The organism is Microbulbifer sp. MLAF003 (assembly GCF_030012965.1).
In the GTDB taxonomy this organism is placed as follows: Bacteria; Pseudomonadota; Gammaproteobacteria; order Pseudomonadales; family Cellvibrionaceae; genus Microbulbifer; species Microbulbifer variabilis.
In genome coordinates this window covers 842,795-858,879 of sequence record NZ_CP120232.1, presented here as the reverse complement: position 1 = coordinate 858,879, position 16,085 = coordinate 842,795, and the positions used below count along the sequence as shown (strand labels likewise).

Here is a 16,085-nt window from a genome sequence, read left to right as displayed (position 1 = left end):
GCGGAAAATACAGAAATTTCCCAGCGGCTCGGTTTAACTTCGTCAGTGGAACGGGTTAGCCTTCGCGGTCAACCATTTGTTGTAAGCGCAACACATCCACGGTCTCTGCGACGTCATGGACCCGCAGGATCTTAGCTCCTCGCTGCGCAGCCATCATGGCGAGAGCCAGACTTCCAGGCAGCCTTTCATCCACTTCACGTTTTAGCAGCCGCCCGATCATTGACTTGCGAGATAACCCGGCAAGGATAGGAATATTGGAGGGGGCCAGCTGAGATAAACCACGTAATAGTGCTAGGTTATGCGCATCAGTTTTTCCAAAGCCGAAACCCGGATCAATGATAAGCCGCTCGCGTACTATTCCCCGGCTTTCACATATCGCGATTCTCTGCTCCAGATAAGCGGCAACTTCCTCCACTACATTTCCATAGGAAGGCGCCGCCTGCATGCTACCTGGCTGTCCCTGCATATGCATCAGGCAAATTGGTAATCCAGTTTGCGCCGCAGCTTCTAAGGCCCCAGGCCGCTCCAAAGCACGAACATCATTAATTAAGCCTGCCCCAACTTCGGCAGCGGCCTGCATCACCGCAGGAGTACTGCTATCGACAGAAATTACAATTTCAAAGTTCGAGCTAATAGCCTCAACAACTGGAATAACCCGATCTAACTCCTCTTGTTCCGAAACCGGGCTTGCTCCTGGGCGGGTGGACTCACCACCCACATCCAGGATGGCAGCTCCTGCCATCAGCATCTGTTCAGCTCGACACAGAACCAGAGACAGGTCCAGGCTTCCGCCAGCATAGTAGCTGCCGCCGTCAGAGAAAGAGTCCGGTGTTGTATTCAGGACCCCCATAACAACAGGCTGGGATAAGTCCAGCGCATGTTTTCCACAAATAATTTTCATGTCAAAGATAAAAAAACGGAATGCCAGAGCGGAATAGGCATACGCCTTATCTCCGATCGGGCATTCCGTTAGTTATGTCCTTGTAATTCTGTTTGGAGCTCAATGCTCGTTCAGCGGGCCGCCCACGGTATTACTTTTATCGGCTTCGGTAGAAGCTTCATGAGTCTCAGTATCCGCTTCGCCGGTAGAACTGTTACCGCCAGAACCAAAATTATTGTCCTGCCAGTCCCGCGGCTGGCGTACCTTACGGCGAGCCATCAAATCATCAACTTGCTCTGCATCCAGGGTTTCATATTCCATCAACGCATCTTTCATCGCTTCAAGAATATCCCTGTTTTCCTCGAGCAGTTTACTCGCTCGTTCGTAGCAGCTATCAATAATACGGCGTACTTCCTCATCAATTTCATTGGAGGTCTTACCGGAAACAGGGTTGCCCTGCCCTGGCTGTCCACTGTCATCCTCACCGTAGTGCAGCGGACCCAGTTTCTCGGAAAGCCCCCACTTGGTCACCATATTGCGCGCCAAATCAGTGGCTCGCTCGATATCGTTGGAGGCCCCAGTCGTTACGCCATCGATACCCAAAGTCATTTCCTCAGCGATACGCCCACCAAACAGAGAGCACAACTGCGATTCAATCGCACGCTTGGAAAGGCTGTACTTATCTTCTTCCGGTAGGAACTGGGTGACTCCAAGCGCGCGGCCACGAGGAATAATGGTTACCTTATGTACAGGGTCATGCTCCGGCACCAGGCGGCCAATAATAGCGTGACCAGCTTCATGGTAAGCAGTATTCACTTTTTCCTTTTCATTCATAACCATGGACTTACGCTCGGCACCCATCATGATCTTGTCACGGGCACGTTCGAACTCTTCCATAGTCACAGTGCGCTTGTTTGCACGAGCAGCAAACAAGGCTGCCTCATTTACCAGGTTGGCCAAATCAGCACCGGAAAAGCCGGGAGTCCCACGAGCAATAGTCTGGGCATTGACCTTGTCATCCAGAGGCACCTTGCGCATGTGCACTTTAAGGATCTGCTCACGTCCACGGATATCAGGCAGACCCACAAATACTTGACGATCAAAACGGCCGGGGCGCAAAAGGGCATGGTCAAGCACATCAGGGCGGTTAGTTGCGGCAATAACAATCACCCCTTCACTACCCTCAAAACCATCCATCTCCACTAGCAACTGGTTCAGTGTCTGCTCGCGCTCATCGTGGCCACCGCCCACACCGGCACCACGGTGGCGACCAACAGCATCAATCTCATCGATAAAGATGATACAGGGGGCCTGCTTCTTGGCCTGTTCAAACATATCGCGTACGCGGGAAGCACCCACACCGACAAACATCTCTACAAAGTCGGAACCTGAAATAGAGAAAAATGGTACTTTGGCCTCACCGGCAATAGCCTTAGCCAGCAGAGTCTTACCAGTACCAGGAGGACCGCACATCAAGACCCCACGTGGAATGTTGCCGCCCAAGCGCTGGAACTTGGTCGGGTCACGCAGGAACTCAACTAACTCCTGCACTTCCTCTTTTGCTTCATCCACACCCGCAACGTCGGCAAAGGTGGTTTTGATTTGATCTTCGCCCAACAAACGCGCCTTGCTCTTGCCAAAGGCCATTGGGCCAGAGCGCCCACCGGCACCGCCCTGCATCTGGCGCATAAAGAACATAAATACAGCGATGATGATTAGAATCGGGAAACTGGCAACCAACAGCTGCTGCCAGATACTGGGGGACTCCGGCTCACGACCGACGAACTGCACATTGCTGCGCACTAGCTCATTAGTGAGTTCGTCATCAATGATTTGTGGCTGGATAGTCTTAAAGCGGTTGCCATCCGCCTTCTCCCCGGTGATCACCAGGCCATCTACAACCACACTTTTTATCTGGCCCGACTGCACATCCTGAACAAAGTCGGAATAGCTGAGAGCCTCATCCCGTGACTGCGGTTTAAAGTTCTGAAATACCATCAGCAGCACCGCCGCGATGATCAACCACAGTACAAGGTTCTTTGCCATATCATTCAAAGGGATAGCCCTCTCGCTTTCGCACTCAAAATCCGTTCATCCGGCAACGCCGGTCACATCGACACTGATTCAAACCAGTATAGGTGCGGGGGTCAACAGCCCTGCCCCCGATCTTGGTATCGCTTATACCATATCGGGCGCCCAGACCAGAAATACACCGCTCGCCTCAACCGCCCTTAAAACCACGCGCTACCAAGTAGACTTCGCGGGAGCGGGGCCTGGAAGCACCGGGCTTACGGGTCACAACACTGTTGTAGCTGCCGCGTAGATCGCGAATCAGCTCGTCAAAACCCTCGCCCTGGAACACCTTGGCAACGAAGGCCCCGCCGGGTTTCAGAACCTGGCGAGCCATATCCACAGCCAATTCCACCAAATACATGGAGGCGGGCTGATCCACGTCGCGTATCCCACTCATATTGGGGGCCATATCGGAAATCACAAGGTCTGCCAGATCATCACCTAAGTGTTGCAGCAGCTCATTGAGCACTGACTCCTCGGTAAAGTCGCCTTGTACAAAGTCCACGCCCGCCAGAGGGTCCATAGGCAATATGTCAGACGCCAAAACCCGGCCTTTGTGCCCCACCAGCTCCATTGCGACCTGGGACCAGCCACCCGGCGCCGCTCCCAGGTCGACAACCGTCATGCCCGGTTTGAACAAGCGGTCCTTATTGTGCAGCTCCTGCAGCTTGTAGCTGGCACGGGAGCGGTAGCCCTCTTTTTGGGACTGCTTGACGTACTGGTCATTAAAATGTTCACGCAACCAACGGTGGCTGCTCTTAGATCGGCCCATCAGGTACAATGCCTACAATCACTACAGCTTAATTATAAAAGCGGCCACAGACCGCGCATGTCCCAAACGTCTGCTGGTGACAATCGAGGTCTGTGGCTGCTTCCACATCGATATCCACAAAGTGGTAATGGAGTATTGTATGCCTTTAACCGCCGACCGCAAAAAAGCTCTTCGCTCTCTCGGTCACAACCTGAAACCCGTGGTGACTGTAGCCGGCAATGGGCTCAGCGATGGCGTGATGGAAGAACTGGAGCGTGCGCTTGAAGATCACGAGCTGATCAAGGTCAAATTAATGATTGCCGACCGTGAAGTTCGCCACCAGATCGTGGGCGACCTCTGTGCGAAATCCTCCTCGGAACTGGTGCAAGAGATTGGCAAGATTGCATTGATTTACCGTGCGGCGCAGAAGCCGGATGTTAAGAAATCCAACTTATTGCGTTAATTTTTTGGAGCGGCAAATGCCGCTCCAAAAATCACCTCGAAGCTATCAATACCCTGCTAAACCAGCGAAATTATTGCCTTTCCCTTCCAGGCTCCAGAACTCAACTAATATCCTACTCTGCCGGTGAAGGATCTGTATTATCAGGGATATTATCCCCATCAGTGTCAGGATTAATGGGGTTTGTACCCAGCTCAAATTCCAGGGCATTCGTCAGGCCATCACCATCGGGGTCTTCACCACGATCCTCTGGGCGACTGGCATCCAGGCCGTATTGGTTCTCCCAAAATGTAGGAAGGCCATCTCCATCAAAATCATGGCGATACTGCGGGTTGGTTGGGAAGCGATCTTCGCCATCCTCTACCCAGTCACCATCGCTATCACGCTCTTGCGGGTTAGTGCCCAGCTGGTATTCCTGCAGGTTGCTGAGACCATCGTAATCTTCATCAAAAATAGCATCAGTGGGATCATCGCTACGGAGGCCATGTTCCTGTTCCCATTCGTCCGCCATGCCATCGCCGTCTTCATCACGACTGTAGCGGGCATCGGTTGGCAATAAGTCCTGGCCATCTGCAACACCATCATGATCGCTGTCTGGATCACGCGGGTCGGTGCCGGCTTGGTACTCTTGTAAATTCGTCAGGCCATCACTGTCGGTATCTTCCGCTGCATCACCGGCATCGCCATCATTAAAGTGATGCTCCTGTTCCCACAATTCCGGCAGGCCATCGCCATCATGATCAAAACGATAAGCGGCATTTAGCGGTGCGATATCTTCGCCATCTTTAATACCGTCAAAGTCACTGTCACTAAGATCTATTCGGGTGCCTGCTTGGTATTCCTGCAAATTGGTGAGACCATCAAAATCATTATCCTGAGTTGCATCTTGAGCATCGTCATCATTCAAACCACGGCTGACTTCCCAGGAGGCGGGGATGCCGTCACCGTCATGATCCCAGTTCTTATTTGGGTCTAGCGGCCACCAGTCTTCACTATCACGGGCGCTGTCCCCATCAGTGTCAGGATTAATGGGGTTTGTACCCAGCTCAAATTCCAGGGCATTCGTCAGGCCATCACCATCGGGGTCTTCACCACGATCCTCTGGGCGACTGGCATCCAGGCCGTATTGGTTCTCCCAAAATGTAGGAAGGCCATCTCCATCAAAATCATGGCGATACTGCGGGTTGGTTGGGAAGCGATCTTCGCCATCCTCTACCCAGTCACCATCGCTATCACGCTCTTGCGGGTTAGTGCCCAGCTGGTATTCCTGCAGGTTGCTGAGACCATCGTAATCTTCATCAAAAATAGCATCAGTGGGATCATCGCTACGGAGGCCATGTTCCAGTTCCCATTCGTCCGCCATGCCATCGCCGTCGTCATCACGACTGTAGCGGGCATCGGTTGGCAATAAGTCCTGGCCATCTGCAACACCATCATGATCGCTGTCTGGATCACGCGGGTCGGTGCCGGCTTGGTACTCTTGTAAATTTGTCAGGCCGTCACTGTCGGTATCTTCCGCTGCATCACCGGCATCGCCATCATTAAAGTGATGCTCCTGTTCCCACAATTCCGGCAGGCCATCGCCATCATGATCAAAACGATAAGCGGCATTTAGCGGTGCGATATCTTCGCCATCTTTAATACCGTCAAAGTCACTGTCACTAAGATCTATTCGGGTGCCTGCTTGGTATTCCTGCAAATTGGTGAGACCATCAAAATCATTATCCTGAGTTGCATCTTGAGCATCGTCATCATTCAAACCACGGCTGACTTCCCAGGAGGCGGGGATGCCGTCACCGTCATGATCCCAGTTCTTATTTGGGTCTAGCGGCCACCAGTCTTCACTATCACGGGCGCTGTCCCCATCAGTGTCAGGATTAATGGGGTTTGTACCCAGCTCAAATTCCAGGGCATTCGTCAGGCCATCACCATCGGGGTCTTCACCACGATCCTCTGGGCGACTGGCATCCAGGCCGTATTGGTTCTCCCAAAATGTAGGAAGGCCATCTCCATCAAAATCATGGCGATACTGCGGGTTGGTTGGGAAGCGATCTTCGCCATCCTCTACCCAGTCACCATCGCTATCACGCTCTTGCGGGTTAGTGCCCAGCTGGTATTCCTGCAGGTTGCTGAGACCATCGTAATCTTCATCAAAAATAGCATCAGTGGGATCATCGCTACGGAGGCCATGTTCCTGTTCCCATTCGTCCGCCATGCCATCGCCGTCTTCATCACGACTGTAGCGGGCATCGGTTGGCAATAAGTCCTGGCCATCTGCAACACCATCATGATCGCTGTCTGGATCACGCGGGTCGGTGCCGGCTTGGTACTCTTGTAAATTCGTCAGGCCATCACTGTCGGTATCTTCCGCTGCATCACCGGCATCGCCATCATTAAAGTGATGCTCCTGTTCCCACAATTCCGGCAGGCCATCGCCGTCATGATCAAAACGATAAGCGGCATTTAGCGGTGCGATATCTTCGCCATCTTTAATACCGTCAAAGTCACTGTCACTAAGATCTATTCGGGTGCCTGCTTGGTATTCCTGCAAATTGGTGAGACCATCAAAATCATTATCCTGAGTTGCATCTTGAGCATCGTCATCATTCAAACCACGGCTGACTTCCCAGGAGGCGGGGATGCCGTCACCGTCATGATCCCAGTTCTTATTTGGGTCTAGCGGCCACCAGTCTTCACTATCACGGGCGCTGTCCCCATCAGTGTCAGGATTAATGGGGTTTGTACCCAGCTCAAATTCCAGGGCATTCGTCAGGCCATCACCATCGGGGTCTTCACCACGATCCTCTGGGCGACTGGCATCCAGGCCGTATTGGTTCTCCCAAAATGTAGGAAGGCCATCTCCATCAAAATCATGGCGATACTGCGGGTTGGTTGGGAAGCGATCTTCGCCATCCTCTACCCAGTCACCATCGCTATCACGCTCTTGCGGGTTAGTGCCCAGCTGGTATTCCTGCAGGTTGCTGAGACCATCGTAATCTTCATCAAAAATAGCATCAGTGGGATCATCGCTACGGAGGCCATGTTCCTGTTCCCATTCGTCCGCCATGCCATCGCCGTCTTCATCACGACTGTAGCGGGCATCGGTTGGCAATAAGTCCTGGCCATCTGCAACACCATCATGATCGCTGTCTGGAGCACGCGGGTCGGTGCCGGCTTGGTACTCTTGTAAATTCGTCAGGCCGTCACTGTCGGTATCTTCCGCTGCATCACCGGCATCGCCATCATTAAAGTGATGCTCCTGTTCCCATAATTCCGGCAGGCCATCGCCGTCATGATCAAAACGATAAGCGGCATTTAGCGGTGCGATATCTTCGCCATCTTTAATACCGTCAAAGTCACTGTCACTAAGATCTATTCGGGTGCCTGCTTGGTATTCCTGCAAATTGATGAGACCATCAAAATCATTATCCTGAGTTGCATCTTGAGCATCGTCATCATTCAAACCACGGCTGACTTCCCAGGAGGCGGGGATGCCGTCACCGTCATGATCCCAGTTCTTATTTGGGTCTAGTGGCCATAAATCCAAACCATCTGGCACACCATCGAAATCGGTGTCTTCTTTTCTTGGGTTGGTCCTAAGTTGGAACTCAGCCAAATTGGAGAGCGTATCCATATCCAAACTAGTAAGGGCATCATCTGCTGAGTAAATATTCAACCCATAAGCGCTCTCCCAGTAATCAGGCATGCCATCCATATCAGAGTCAAAACTATCGGCATAAGACCAACTACTTAAGACTGACGCAGTGAAAAGTAAAGAAAAGGAACAAGATACAGAGAATGGTACAAAACGATTCAGATCGCGACGGCGCATGGCTTCCAGCCCCCGATTATTTAAGCCTTATTTCACCTAGCAATTCCCAACAGGTGAACATCCAGATTGAAGTTTGGCGCCAATATATCTCAATCCAAAATATAAAAATACCATTTAGCTTGCACAAAATAAAATCAAATTAATAGATTTATACCAATTTGAAAGAAAAATCCTAGAATTTCAATAACTGCAGGGCAGAGAATAAGAGGCAAATTGTTAAGCGCCCCAAGAATTCAAACCAGTTGCTTTCTTATAAAAATAGCGAAAGAAAGAAAAACGGAAAAGAAAATATATTTTCAGAGGAGTAGAAAAGCACTATTGATTACTGGGTGCACAATATAGAAAAATGAGAAGGCTATACCTCGTTGCCTTCTTCATTTACAGCTATTGAATATTACTTTTTAACTTACAAGAAACTTGTAATTCCCATAGTTTTCCATCAGTAAGACGCTCCAGCAAGCATCTATCTCCATCAGAAACAAGCTGAAATTTAGTTGGCCGGCTATACTCACGACCAATACTTCTCATTTGCTTACGGCCAGGCTCAACAACCAGCAAGCTTTCATAAGTAAGCGCCTCAACTCCAACAGTTACCTGTATACCTCCCATAGCCTGAGAAACAACTCGCTGTAGTTCACTGTGCGCTTGTGGACTCATCTCATCAATCAGAGCGGGTTGAAGGCTTTCAGATACCCGCTGAACTCCACAACCTAAGCATACTAGAGCGATTAATAGTAACTTTGTTGTAATCAAGGCTTTCACTTTTACCTCACCATAATACGGTTACTGCGAGAAATCTCTTTTGGTACACTTACATTTGATTCAAGTAATCGATTGCTTGTACCAAATTCAGCGAACGCTTTCACCGCAACATCACCGCAGTCACCGCCCTCAATATAATTAAGCGCTGCAGCAAATCGCGCCTCATTCACATCCCCCAATAAATGATCAAAATCGTCGTCCACCTCACAACCTGGTAAATCTGCTTCAGTACCAAATGGGCCATTAGGAACAAATCCATCCGAATATTCACCAAATCCCTTGGCATTGGCACCAGAAAACTGGATTGTGAAATAAGTAGTGCCACAATTATCTAGGGGATAAAAGCCGTAAGGCTTACCACAGGTGGTCTCACCGATCTGGATTACTTCCACATCCACTCCCCGCAATCCATTAATAATGGCTTCACTGGCTGAACATGTATTACCACTAGTCAAAACAAATAATCGCGGGAGATTCAGGGTCGGGAGCGGATATCCTTTTAAGGAATCATCAGCAAGTCCCAAAGCAGAAGTATGAAATGGAGTTGGATCAAGAGGTGCCCCAGTAACCGGGTTTATTTCTGGGTGTTGATCATTGAACTGCATATGTTCAAATGATTGCCCAACACTATTATCGCCAGCAATCATAAAGGCTAATTCAGCCGCAATATCCAGGTAGCCTCCACCGTTGTAGCGAAGATCCAAAATCAGATCATCAATACCTTCAGATTCAAGCTCAGTAATCGCATCAATCAATTCTCCCTCTGCCTTGGCAATATGGTCATTAAACAGCATATAACCCACTTTACGATCAGAGTCAGTGGTTTCCACCTTCACATGCTGCACGGGATCTGACTCAACCTCGGCCGATACTAAAGTAACCGTCACAGGGTCAGAGGCACCCAAAGGTAGTATTTTAAACTCGTGAGACTCACCTGATTTAGCGGGCCACATGCCTTCATTCAATGTATCGACATCGCTACCATTAGCCAGGTCAACGCCGTCAACACTAATAACTTCAGCGCCGCGAGTAATGGCATCCGGCAGGCTGCTATCTTCCTGATCAAGGTAAGCAACTAGCGCTTTGCGTGGCGGTTCGCTCGATATCAATGCCCATTGCACACCATAGCCAATATATATCCCGGACTCGCTTTGAGATAGCCATTCATCCGTCGGCTCAGTGAAGTGAAAACGATCTTTTTCTCGGCCAGAGGGGTTAAAGCGAATGTTCGCAACTCCTCAAAATAAGTCAGAGAGCTATCAAATCGCGCAGGATCCTTATCTTCGATTTCGTCATACCAAAGATAGAGTTCATTACTCATTGAACGCAGCCAGTTATTTTCATCCTGGCGTGTGCCCAATACATCAGCATAAGCAGATCCGGTTATAGGATCAGTGCCACTTCGCGGTGAAACACAACGGTCGGTGAAAGTTGAGACTGGCAGAAAATTACCCTTTTCCCAGGAGCCACCAACAGGAGTAGGGTTCTCCACGCCAGTAGCCCCCCTTCCGAGTCACTACTCCCACTTCCACAAGCCGCAAGCCCAAAGGCTCCAAGGGCAATAGCTCCCACAAAGGCCAATTTATGCAAATGGATCCCCATCCCCAGACTCCCACTTATTATTTTTCGTGAAGATATGCAAAGGACTGGAGGTTATCATTAATCAGTAAGCCGAGCGATAGCCTAATTATTACTGAAAATAAATAGCTTTCCGTGAGAAAAGAGGCTTGGAGGTACTGTAGTCCCTGGACACCAGTCCCCCAAGCCGGAGGGATTTTTACGCTTTCCTAAAGCCGGCCAACAACGAATCAGGATTAGTCACTGACCCTGCCTAGCACGCCTTGAAGACTGTCTTTCGCATCCCCAAAAAGCATTCGTGCGTTTTCTTTATAAAAGAGTGGATTGGCAACCCCCGCATACCCGGATGCCATAGAGCGTTTTAGTACAACAACTCTGTGAGCTTTCCATACTTCTAGCACCGGCATACCGGCTATGGGAGAACCCGGCTTTTCTACCGCATCTGGGTTTACGGTGTCGTTAGCACCTATAACCAGTACCAGATCAGTACTGGGGAAATCCGGATTGATCTCATCCATTTCCAGCACTATGTCATAGGGCACATTGGCCTCAGCGAGAAGAACATTCATATGGCCAGGCAGGCGTCCCGCGACAGGGTGAATACCAAAGCGTACCATTTTACCCATGCCGCGCAGGCGATCGGTCAAGTCACTGACTGCTTGTTGCGCATGGGCAACAGCCATTCCGAACCCAGGCACGATGATAATACTATCAGCGGCCTTGAGTTCCTCGGCAAGCTCTTGCTGGTCAATCGCAATAACCTCACCATCAACCTCCTCATCGGAAACTTCACCACCATCTGAACCAAATCCACCGAGAATCACACTGATAAAGGAGCGGTTCATACCACGACACATAATATAGCTGAGTATCGCACCGGAAGAGCCAACCAGAGCCCCCACTACAATCAGCAGGTCATTGCCCAACATGAACCCGGTCGCAGCTGCGGCCCACCCTGAGTAGCTGTTCAGCATGGAAATAACCACTGGCATGTCGGCACCGCCAATCGCCGCCACAAGGTGAATGCCCAATAGCAACGCAATAGCAGTCATCAGGAGGAGATTTATAACCGTCCCCGCATGTACATCTGCAGGTACAAATAAAACCCCCAATACAATACAGGCCAGGATTGCAATTAAGTTCAACCAGTGACGAGCTGGCAGCATTAATGGCTTGCCGGAAACTAATCCCTGCAACTTACAGAAGGCAACCAAAGAACCAGTGAGAGTTATCGCACCGATAAAAACACCGAGATAAATTTCAGTGCTGTGTACAACATGGGCAGCACCGTGCAGAGTAATTCGAGGATCAAGGAAGCCCCCCAACCAATCAACACTGCAGCGAGGCCAACAAAGCTATGCAGCAATGCCACCATTTGCGGCATTTGAGTCATGGCGACACGCCTGGCCAGGGAGAGCCCTATCACAGCACCTACAACCATTGCGATAGCCACCATCCAATAAGCTCCGGTAGCCACGCCTGAGATTGTGGCAATTATGGCAACTGCCATGCCCACCATGCCATAAATATTTCCGCGACGAGCTGTCTCATGGCTTGACAAGCCTCCGAGACTTAAAATAAACATCACCGCAGAGAAGAGATAAGCCATTGCAATCATACCGTTCATTACACTCTCCCTCCCTTACCGGCGAAACATTTTCAGCATACGGTAGGTCACAAAGAATCCACCGAATATATTAATACTGGCAACCAGTACACCAATAAATGCGAGCAAAGTTACCAAACCAGAACCAGTAACTCCGAGCTGTACCAGCGCCCCGACAATTACGATTCCAGAAATTGCATTGGTCACACTCATCAGAGGCGTATGTAATGCATGAGTGACATTCCAGATTACTTGCCAACCGACAAAAACTGCCAATACAAAAACAGTAAAGTGGGAAACAAAATCAGGTGGAGCAACCCGCCCCAACCAAAGGAGTAAAACAGCGGCAACGGCCCAAAAAATAAAGATAGACAGAGGCGACCTTCGTTTTTCAGCCTTCTCCTCAGTAATCACCTTCACTTGTTCAGCAGCTTTACTGGCTGCTTTTGGCTGTGCAGAAATTTTAGGTGCAGGAGGTGGCCAGGTAATTTCTCCAGACTTAACCACTGTTGCACCACGGATAACTTCATCATCAAAATTTAGGTTTATGGTCCCGTCTTTCTCTGGAGTCAATTCTCCAATCAGGTGAGCAAGGTTGGTTGAATACAATCTGGAGGACTGAGCTGCGGCACGACTAGGCAAATTGGTATACCCAATAATAGTGACACCACTCCTCTCAATCTTTTCATGCGGCACTGTATAATCACAATTTCCACCCATTTCCGCTGCCAAATCCACTACCACCGATCCTTTCGACATGCTGTCAACCATATCGGCAAGCCATAGTTTCGGCGCTGGCTTACCAGGTATCAAAGCAGTGGTAATAACAATGTCCACATCCTTGGCCTGCTCCCGAAATAGAGCCATTTCAGCCTCGATAAACTCCTTGGACATTTCCTTGGCATATCCGCCAGAGCCAGAACCTTCCTCCTCTATTTCAACAGTCAGGAACTCCGCTCCCATAGACTCAACCTGCTCACGCACTTCTGCACGGGTATCGAAAGCACGCACTATCGCTCCCATACTTTTTGCTGTTCCAATAGCAGAGAGACCAGCAACTCCGGCTCCAATAACGAGTACTTTTGCAGGGGGATTTTTCCCGCAGCGGTAATCTGCCCGGTAAAGAAGCGTCCGAAGTTATGTGCGGCTTCGATGACCGCTCGATAACCGGCAATATTGGCCATGGAGCTAAGAGCATCCATCTTTTGTGCGCGGGAGATTCTTGGGACTGATTCAATGGCCAGGGCGTTAATATTTCGTTCAGAAAGTTTCTGCAGAAGCTCAGCATTTTGCGCTGGCTTCAGAAAGGCAATCAATGTAGCCCCCTCGGGAATAAGAGCCAGCTCAGCATCACTAGGTGCTTGTACCTTTAAAACTACTCCGGCACCTGCCAGACACTGTTGCATATCCTCGCGAATTTCTGCACCGGCTTCAGCATAAGCTTCATCAGTAAAGCTGGCCTTTTCGCCGGCCCTCTTCTCCACCGCTATAGAAAATCCCATATCGCGCAAACGCTTTACGCTATCAGGAGTTGCCGCAACACGAGTTTCCCCCTCTGCGGTCTCTCTAGGTATGGCTATTATCACCGCCGTGCCCCTCTTAGTTAGTATTATGAACTTACAGCTACATCTACCTCAAAAAGTATTGGACTGCCCAATTTATAAACAACTCGAGTGTAAACCTCGCAACAAGGGATGAAAAGAGGAATAGTCTGATAGCGGTAATTGGCGAAATTTATAAGACTATTAATTGGAATGGCCTTGTGAAAGAGATAACCACTAAACAATAAACCGTCTCAACTGAAACTGTATTTAATCAACGGCAACTCCCAGGCTCCCCTTGGGACAATCTACTTAGTTTTGTGTGGATAAAAAATAACCCATATGCACATCAAAATTTCCTTCCCTTATTCAGATCCTGGCTATGAAGCCCTAAGATGGCTTTTGCAATGACCGTCCTTAAGACAAATTAGACTTTAGCGACTATTTAAAATAGAAAAATTTACAATTCAAAACTATAAGAATTAGCCGATTTTTATCTGTATGCCATCTAATACTGGGACGGATATCCTTGTAAATATGCATGGAGGTTACAGAAAACCAATAATAAGAAAATTTTAGAATATAACTTTCAGCCATCGAAACTAATCACGGTTTTATGCAGGCTATTTCGAATAAAGCCCCCCACTTGTGCAAGAAATGCAATATACGCAGAATATCGCACCAGGAACTAGCAGTAACAGCCACTCTAACTTCATGGAAATAGAAGAAGATATTTTGTTTATCCCTCCTTGCACGCTTGGCATAACTATTGATTGACACTTGGATAAGTGTATAGAAATCATTTAACGAGTGCCGCAGTAATACAGTGACTAACGCAAGCCCCGCCATCATGCTGGTCGATGACCATTCCGAGCGTGCTCACCTTGTTTGTGAGCGATTACGCGCAGCCGGGTACACTGTTGTTGCCCAGATTAATAGTGCTGAGGGATTACTTTTCCAGGTAGAGAAATATCGCCCCGATGTAGTGCTGATCGATATTGAATCCCCAGACAGGGACATTCTTGAAAGCCTGGCAATTGTCAATCGTGAAGCGCCGACCCCCGTAGCCATGTTCTCCAGTAGTGGCAATGCCGAGTTCATCAGTCGTGCCGTCGAGTCCGGAGTGAGCGCCTATATGGCCGAGGGCATTACGGCAGAGAAGGTAACACCAGCCATAGAAATAGCCATGGCGCAATTTAGAAATTTCCAGCAACTGCGCCAATCCCTGGAACGAACCCAACAACAGCTAACAGAGAGAAAAGCCATAGAGCGGGCCAAGGGATTATTGATGGCCAAGAAAAAACTCAGCGAGGAAGACGCACATAAAACGCTGCGCAATCTTGCTATGAGCAGTAACTCCACCATGCGTGCAGTTGCCGAACAAATTATCCACTATTTCCAGAGCGAGCATTAACTTACCGATGTCACTATCTCTGCGCCCGGAAAAGACTTCAATAAAATTGTTATACCTGCGCCTGACCGACAGTGCGCCCTTAATTATCGCCAAGGAGAAGGGCTACTTTCATCAGCTTGGCCTGGATGTGCAGCTACACAGGGAAACCTCCTGGGCAACCCTGCGTGACAAGCTGATCGGACGTAAAGCAGACGCTGCTGCTATGCTAGCGCCGATGCCGCTGGCACTGAAGCAGGCTCTGCCAAACTGTCGGGAACAGCTCTTAAGCGGGCTTATCCTTAGCTGTAACGGCAATGCCATTACCTTATCGGAAGACCTTTTCCATCGCTTGCAAAACTATATCAGCGGCAGTTCACAAGCTGATATCGCCGCGGCACTCAAGCGGTACCTACTGAATAATGCAGGCTCCACCCCGGTGAGGCTCGCTACGGTATACCCTTTTTCCAGTCACAGTTTACAGTTGCGACACTGGCTGCGCTCAGCAAATATTGACCCAGACAGGGAAATACAGTTGGTAGTGCTGCCCCCGGAGCAGATGCTGCAGAACCTTCATAGTGGTGTTATCGATGGCTATTGTGTGGGTGAGCCCTGGAATACCCTCGCCGCTCACAAAGGAGCCGGTGCAATCATCACAGCCTGTAACAGCCTACTGCCAGCTATGCCGGAAAAAGTCCTGGCAGTTACTAAAAGCTGGCATGAAGCTCATCCCGCCACACACCTGGCTTTACGCGCTGCATTACTTCAAGCCTGCACTTGGCTTGCCGCACGGGGAAACCGTCGTATAGCTGCAGGTCTGCTATCACAGAAACAGTATCTTGACTTACCCGAAACACTAATTCAGCTCTCACTCAGTGATCAAATCCTGTTCCGCAGGGATGCAGCGATCATTGCCAATCCAGGCTGGCACCTCTTCGCCCACAAGGACAATGTTAGTGGCCGACCTTGCGCAGACAAGGCAAGTCAGCTGTTGGAGATGTGCAAGGGCTTTAGTGAAGTATCCCCCCAGGCAGAGAAGGCCTTTAGAGCCGACCTCTACCGGCAAACCGTGGACTTTCTCCTCTCAAAAAAATAGTGGCACATTAATTGAATGGAAATATTTCGATGATGCAATTGCCTTCCCTCTGGCGCATCAGCACGGTGAAGTGGTTATTCGCCGAAAATCACGGGCAACGAAGTCCATCGACTACA

General features: G+C 49.6%; 12 protein-coding genes and 1 pseudogene. 3 read left to right on the top strand and 10 right to left on the bottom strand.

Going from position 1 to position 16,085, the window contains the following annotated elements:
- Positions 1-55: 55 nt before the first annotated feature.
- The 3 genes from folP to rlmE form a co-directional block, all read right to left on the bottom strand.
- Positions 56-901, bottom strand: coding sequence for a dihydropteroate synthase (gene folP / locus P3339_RS04100; protein WP_020412377.1), 846 nt, complete (start codon positions 899-901; stop codon positions 56-58).
- 99 nt (positions 902-1,000) lie between these two features.
- Complete coding sequence (ftsH, locus tag P3339_RS04095) at positions 1,001-2,926, bottom strand: ATP-dependent zinc metalloprotease FtsH (RefSeq protein WP_020412376.1); 1,926 nt, start codon at positions 2,924-2,926, stop codon at positions 1,001-1,003.
- A 175-nt stretch (positions 2,927-3,101) separates the two neighbouring features.
- Complete coding sequence (rlmE, locus tag P3339_RS04090) at positions 3,102-3,725, bottom strand: 23S rRNA (uridine(2552)-2'-O)-methyltransferase RlmE (protein WP_020412375.1); 624 nt, start codon at positions 3,723-3,725, stop codon at positions 3,102-3,104.
- 139 nt (positions 3,726-3,864) lie between these two features.
- Here rlmE and yhbY point away from each other — a divergent pair, with 139 nt between their 5' ends.
- Positions 3,865-4,167: a ribosome assembly RNA-binding protein YhbY gene (yhbY, locus tag P3339_RS04085; RefSeq protein ID WP_020412374.1), complete on the top strand. Its 303-nt coding sequence runs from the start codon at positions 3,865-3,867 to the stop codon at positions 4,165-4,167.
- A gap of 112 nt (positions 4,168-4,279) precedes the next feature.
- Here yhbY and P3339_RS04080 read toward each other — a convergent pair whose 3' ends face one another.
- The 7 genes and pseudogenes from P3339_RS04080 to P3339_RS04050 all read right to left on the bottom strand — a co-directional run bounded on the left by P3339_RS04080 (position 4,280) and on the right by P3339_RS04050 (position 13,528).
- On the bottom strand, positions 4,280-7,996 hold the full coding sequence (locus P3339_RS04080; protein WP_282952505.1) for a hypothetical protein: 3,717 nt from the start codon (positions 7,994-7,996) through the stop codon (positions 4,280-4,282).
- Positions 7,997-8,380: 384 nt separating this feature from the next.
- Positions 8,381-8,758, bottom strand: a complete 378-nt coding sequence (locus tag P3339_RS04075; RefSeq protein WP_020414677.1) for a hypothetical protein — start codon at positions 8,756-8,758, stop codon at positions 8,381-8,383.
- A gap of 2 nt (positions 8,759-8,760) precedes the next feature.
- On the bottom strand, positions 8,761-9,879 hold the full coding sequence (locus P3339_RS04070) for a S41 family peptidase (RefSeq protein ID WP_282952504.1): 1,119 nt from the start codon (positions 9,877-9,879) through the stop codon (positions 8,761-8,763).
- Positions 9,864-10,250: a hypothetical protein gene (locus P3339_RS04065; protein ID WP_282952503.1), complete on the bottom strand. Its 387-nt coding sequence runs from the start codon at positions 10,248-10,250 to the stop codon at positions 9,864-9,866. Before P3339_RS04065 ends, P3339_RS04070 begins: the two co-directional genes overlap by 16 nt.
- A 322-nt stretch (positions 10,251-10,572) precedes the next feature.
- Positions 10,573-11,963 (bottom strand): annotated as a pseudogene (gene pntB / locus P3339_RS04060) (Re/Si-specific NAD(P)(+) transhydrogenase subunit beta).
- A 15-nt stretch (positions 11,964-11,978) separates the two neighbouring features.
- A complete protein-coding gene (locus tag P3339_RS04055) occupies positions 11,979-13,013 on the bottom strand; it encodes a Re/Si-specific NAD(P)(+) transhydrogenase subunit alpha (RefSeq protein WP_282953547.1) in 1,035 nt (344 codons plus the stop codon).
- Positions 12,953-13,528 (bottom strand): hypothetical protein, encoded by a 576-nt coding sequence (locus tag P3339_RS04050; RefSeq protein ID WP_282952502.1) that lies wholly within the window; start codon positions 13,526-13,528, stop codon positions 12,953-12,955. The genes P3339_RS04055 and P3339_RS04050 overlap by 61 nt, the downstream gene beginning before the upstream one ends.
- Positions 13,529-14,309: 781 nt before the next feature.
- Here P3339_RS04050 and P3339_RS04045 point away from each other — a divergent pair.
- Positions 14,310-14,897, top strand: a complete 588-nt coding sequence (locus P3339_RS04045; protein WP_026305250.1) for an ANTAR domain-containing response regulator — start codon at positions 14,310-14,312, stop codon at positions 14,895-14,897.
- A 7-nt stretch (positions 14,898-14,904) separates the two neighbouring features.
- Positions 14,905-15,969 carry a CmpA/NrtA family ABC transporter substrate-binding protein gene (locus P3339_RS04040; protein WP_020414671.1) on the top strand — a complete coding sequence of 355 codons (1,065 nt, stop codon included), beginning with the start codon at positions 14,905-14,907 and terminating at the stop codon, positions 15,967-15,969.
- Positions 15,970-16,085 lie beyond the last annotated feature (116 nt).

Excerpts from the sequence above, each read along its gene's own strand:
- folP (WP_020412377.1), bottom strand. The coding sequence starts at position 901 with ATGAAAATTATTTGTGGAAAACATGCGCTGGACTTATCCCAGCCTGTT.
- ftsH (WP_020412376.1), bottom strand. The coding sequence starts at position 2,926 with ATGGCAAAGAACCTTGTACTGTGGTTGATCATCGCGGCGGTGCTGCTG.
- rlmE (WP_020412375.1), bottom strand. The coding sequence starts at position 3,725 with ATGGGCCGATCTAAGAGCAGCCACCGTTGGTTGCGTGAACATTTTAAT.
- yhbY (WP_020412374.1), top strand. The coding sequence starts at position 3,865 with ATGCCTTTAACCGCCGACCGCAAAAAAGCTCTTCGCTCTCTCGGTCAC.
- P3339_RS04080 (WP_282952505.1), bottom strand. The coding sequence starts at position 7,996 with ATGCGCCGTCGCGATCTGAATCGTTTTGTACCATTCTCTGTATCTTGT.
- P3339_RS04040 (WP_020414671.1), top strand. The coding sequence starts at position 14,905 with ATGTCACTATCTCTGCGCCCGGAAAAGACTTCAATAAAATTGTTATAC.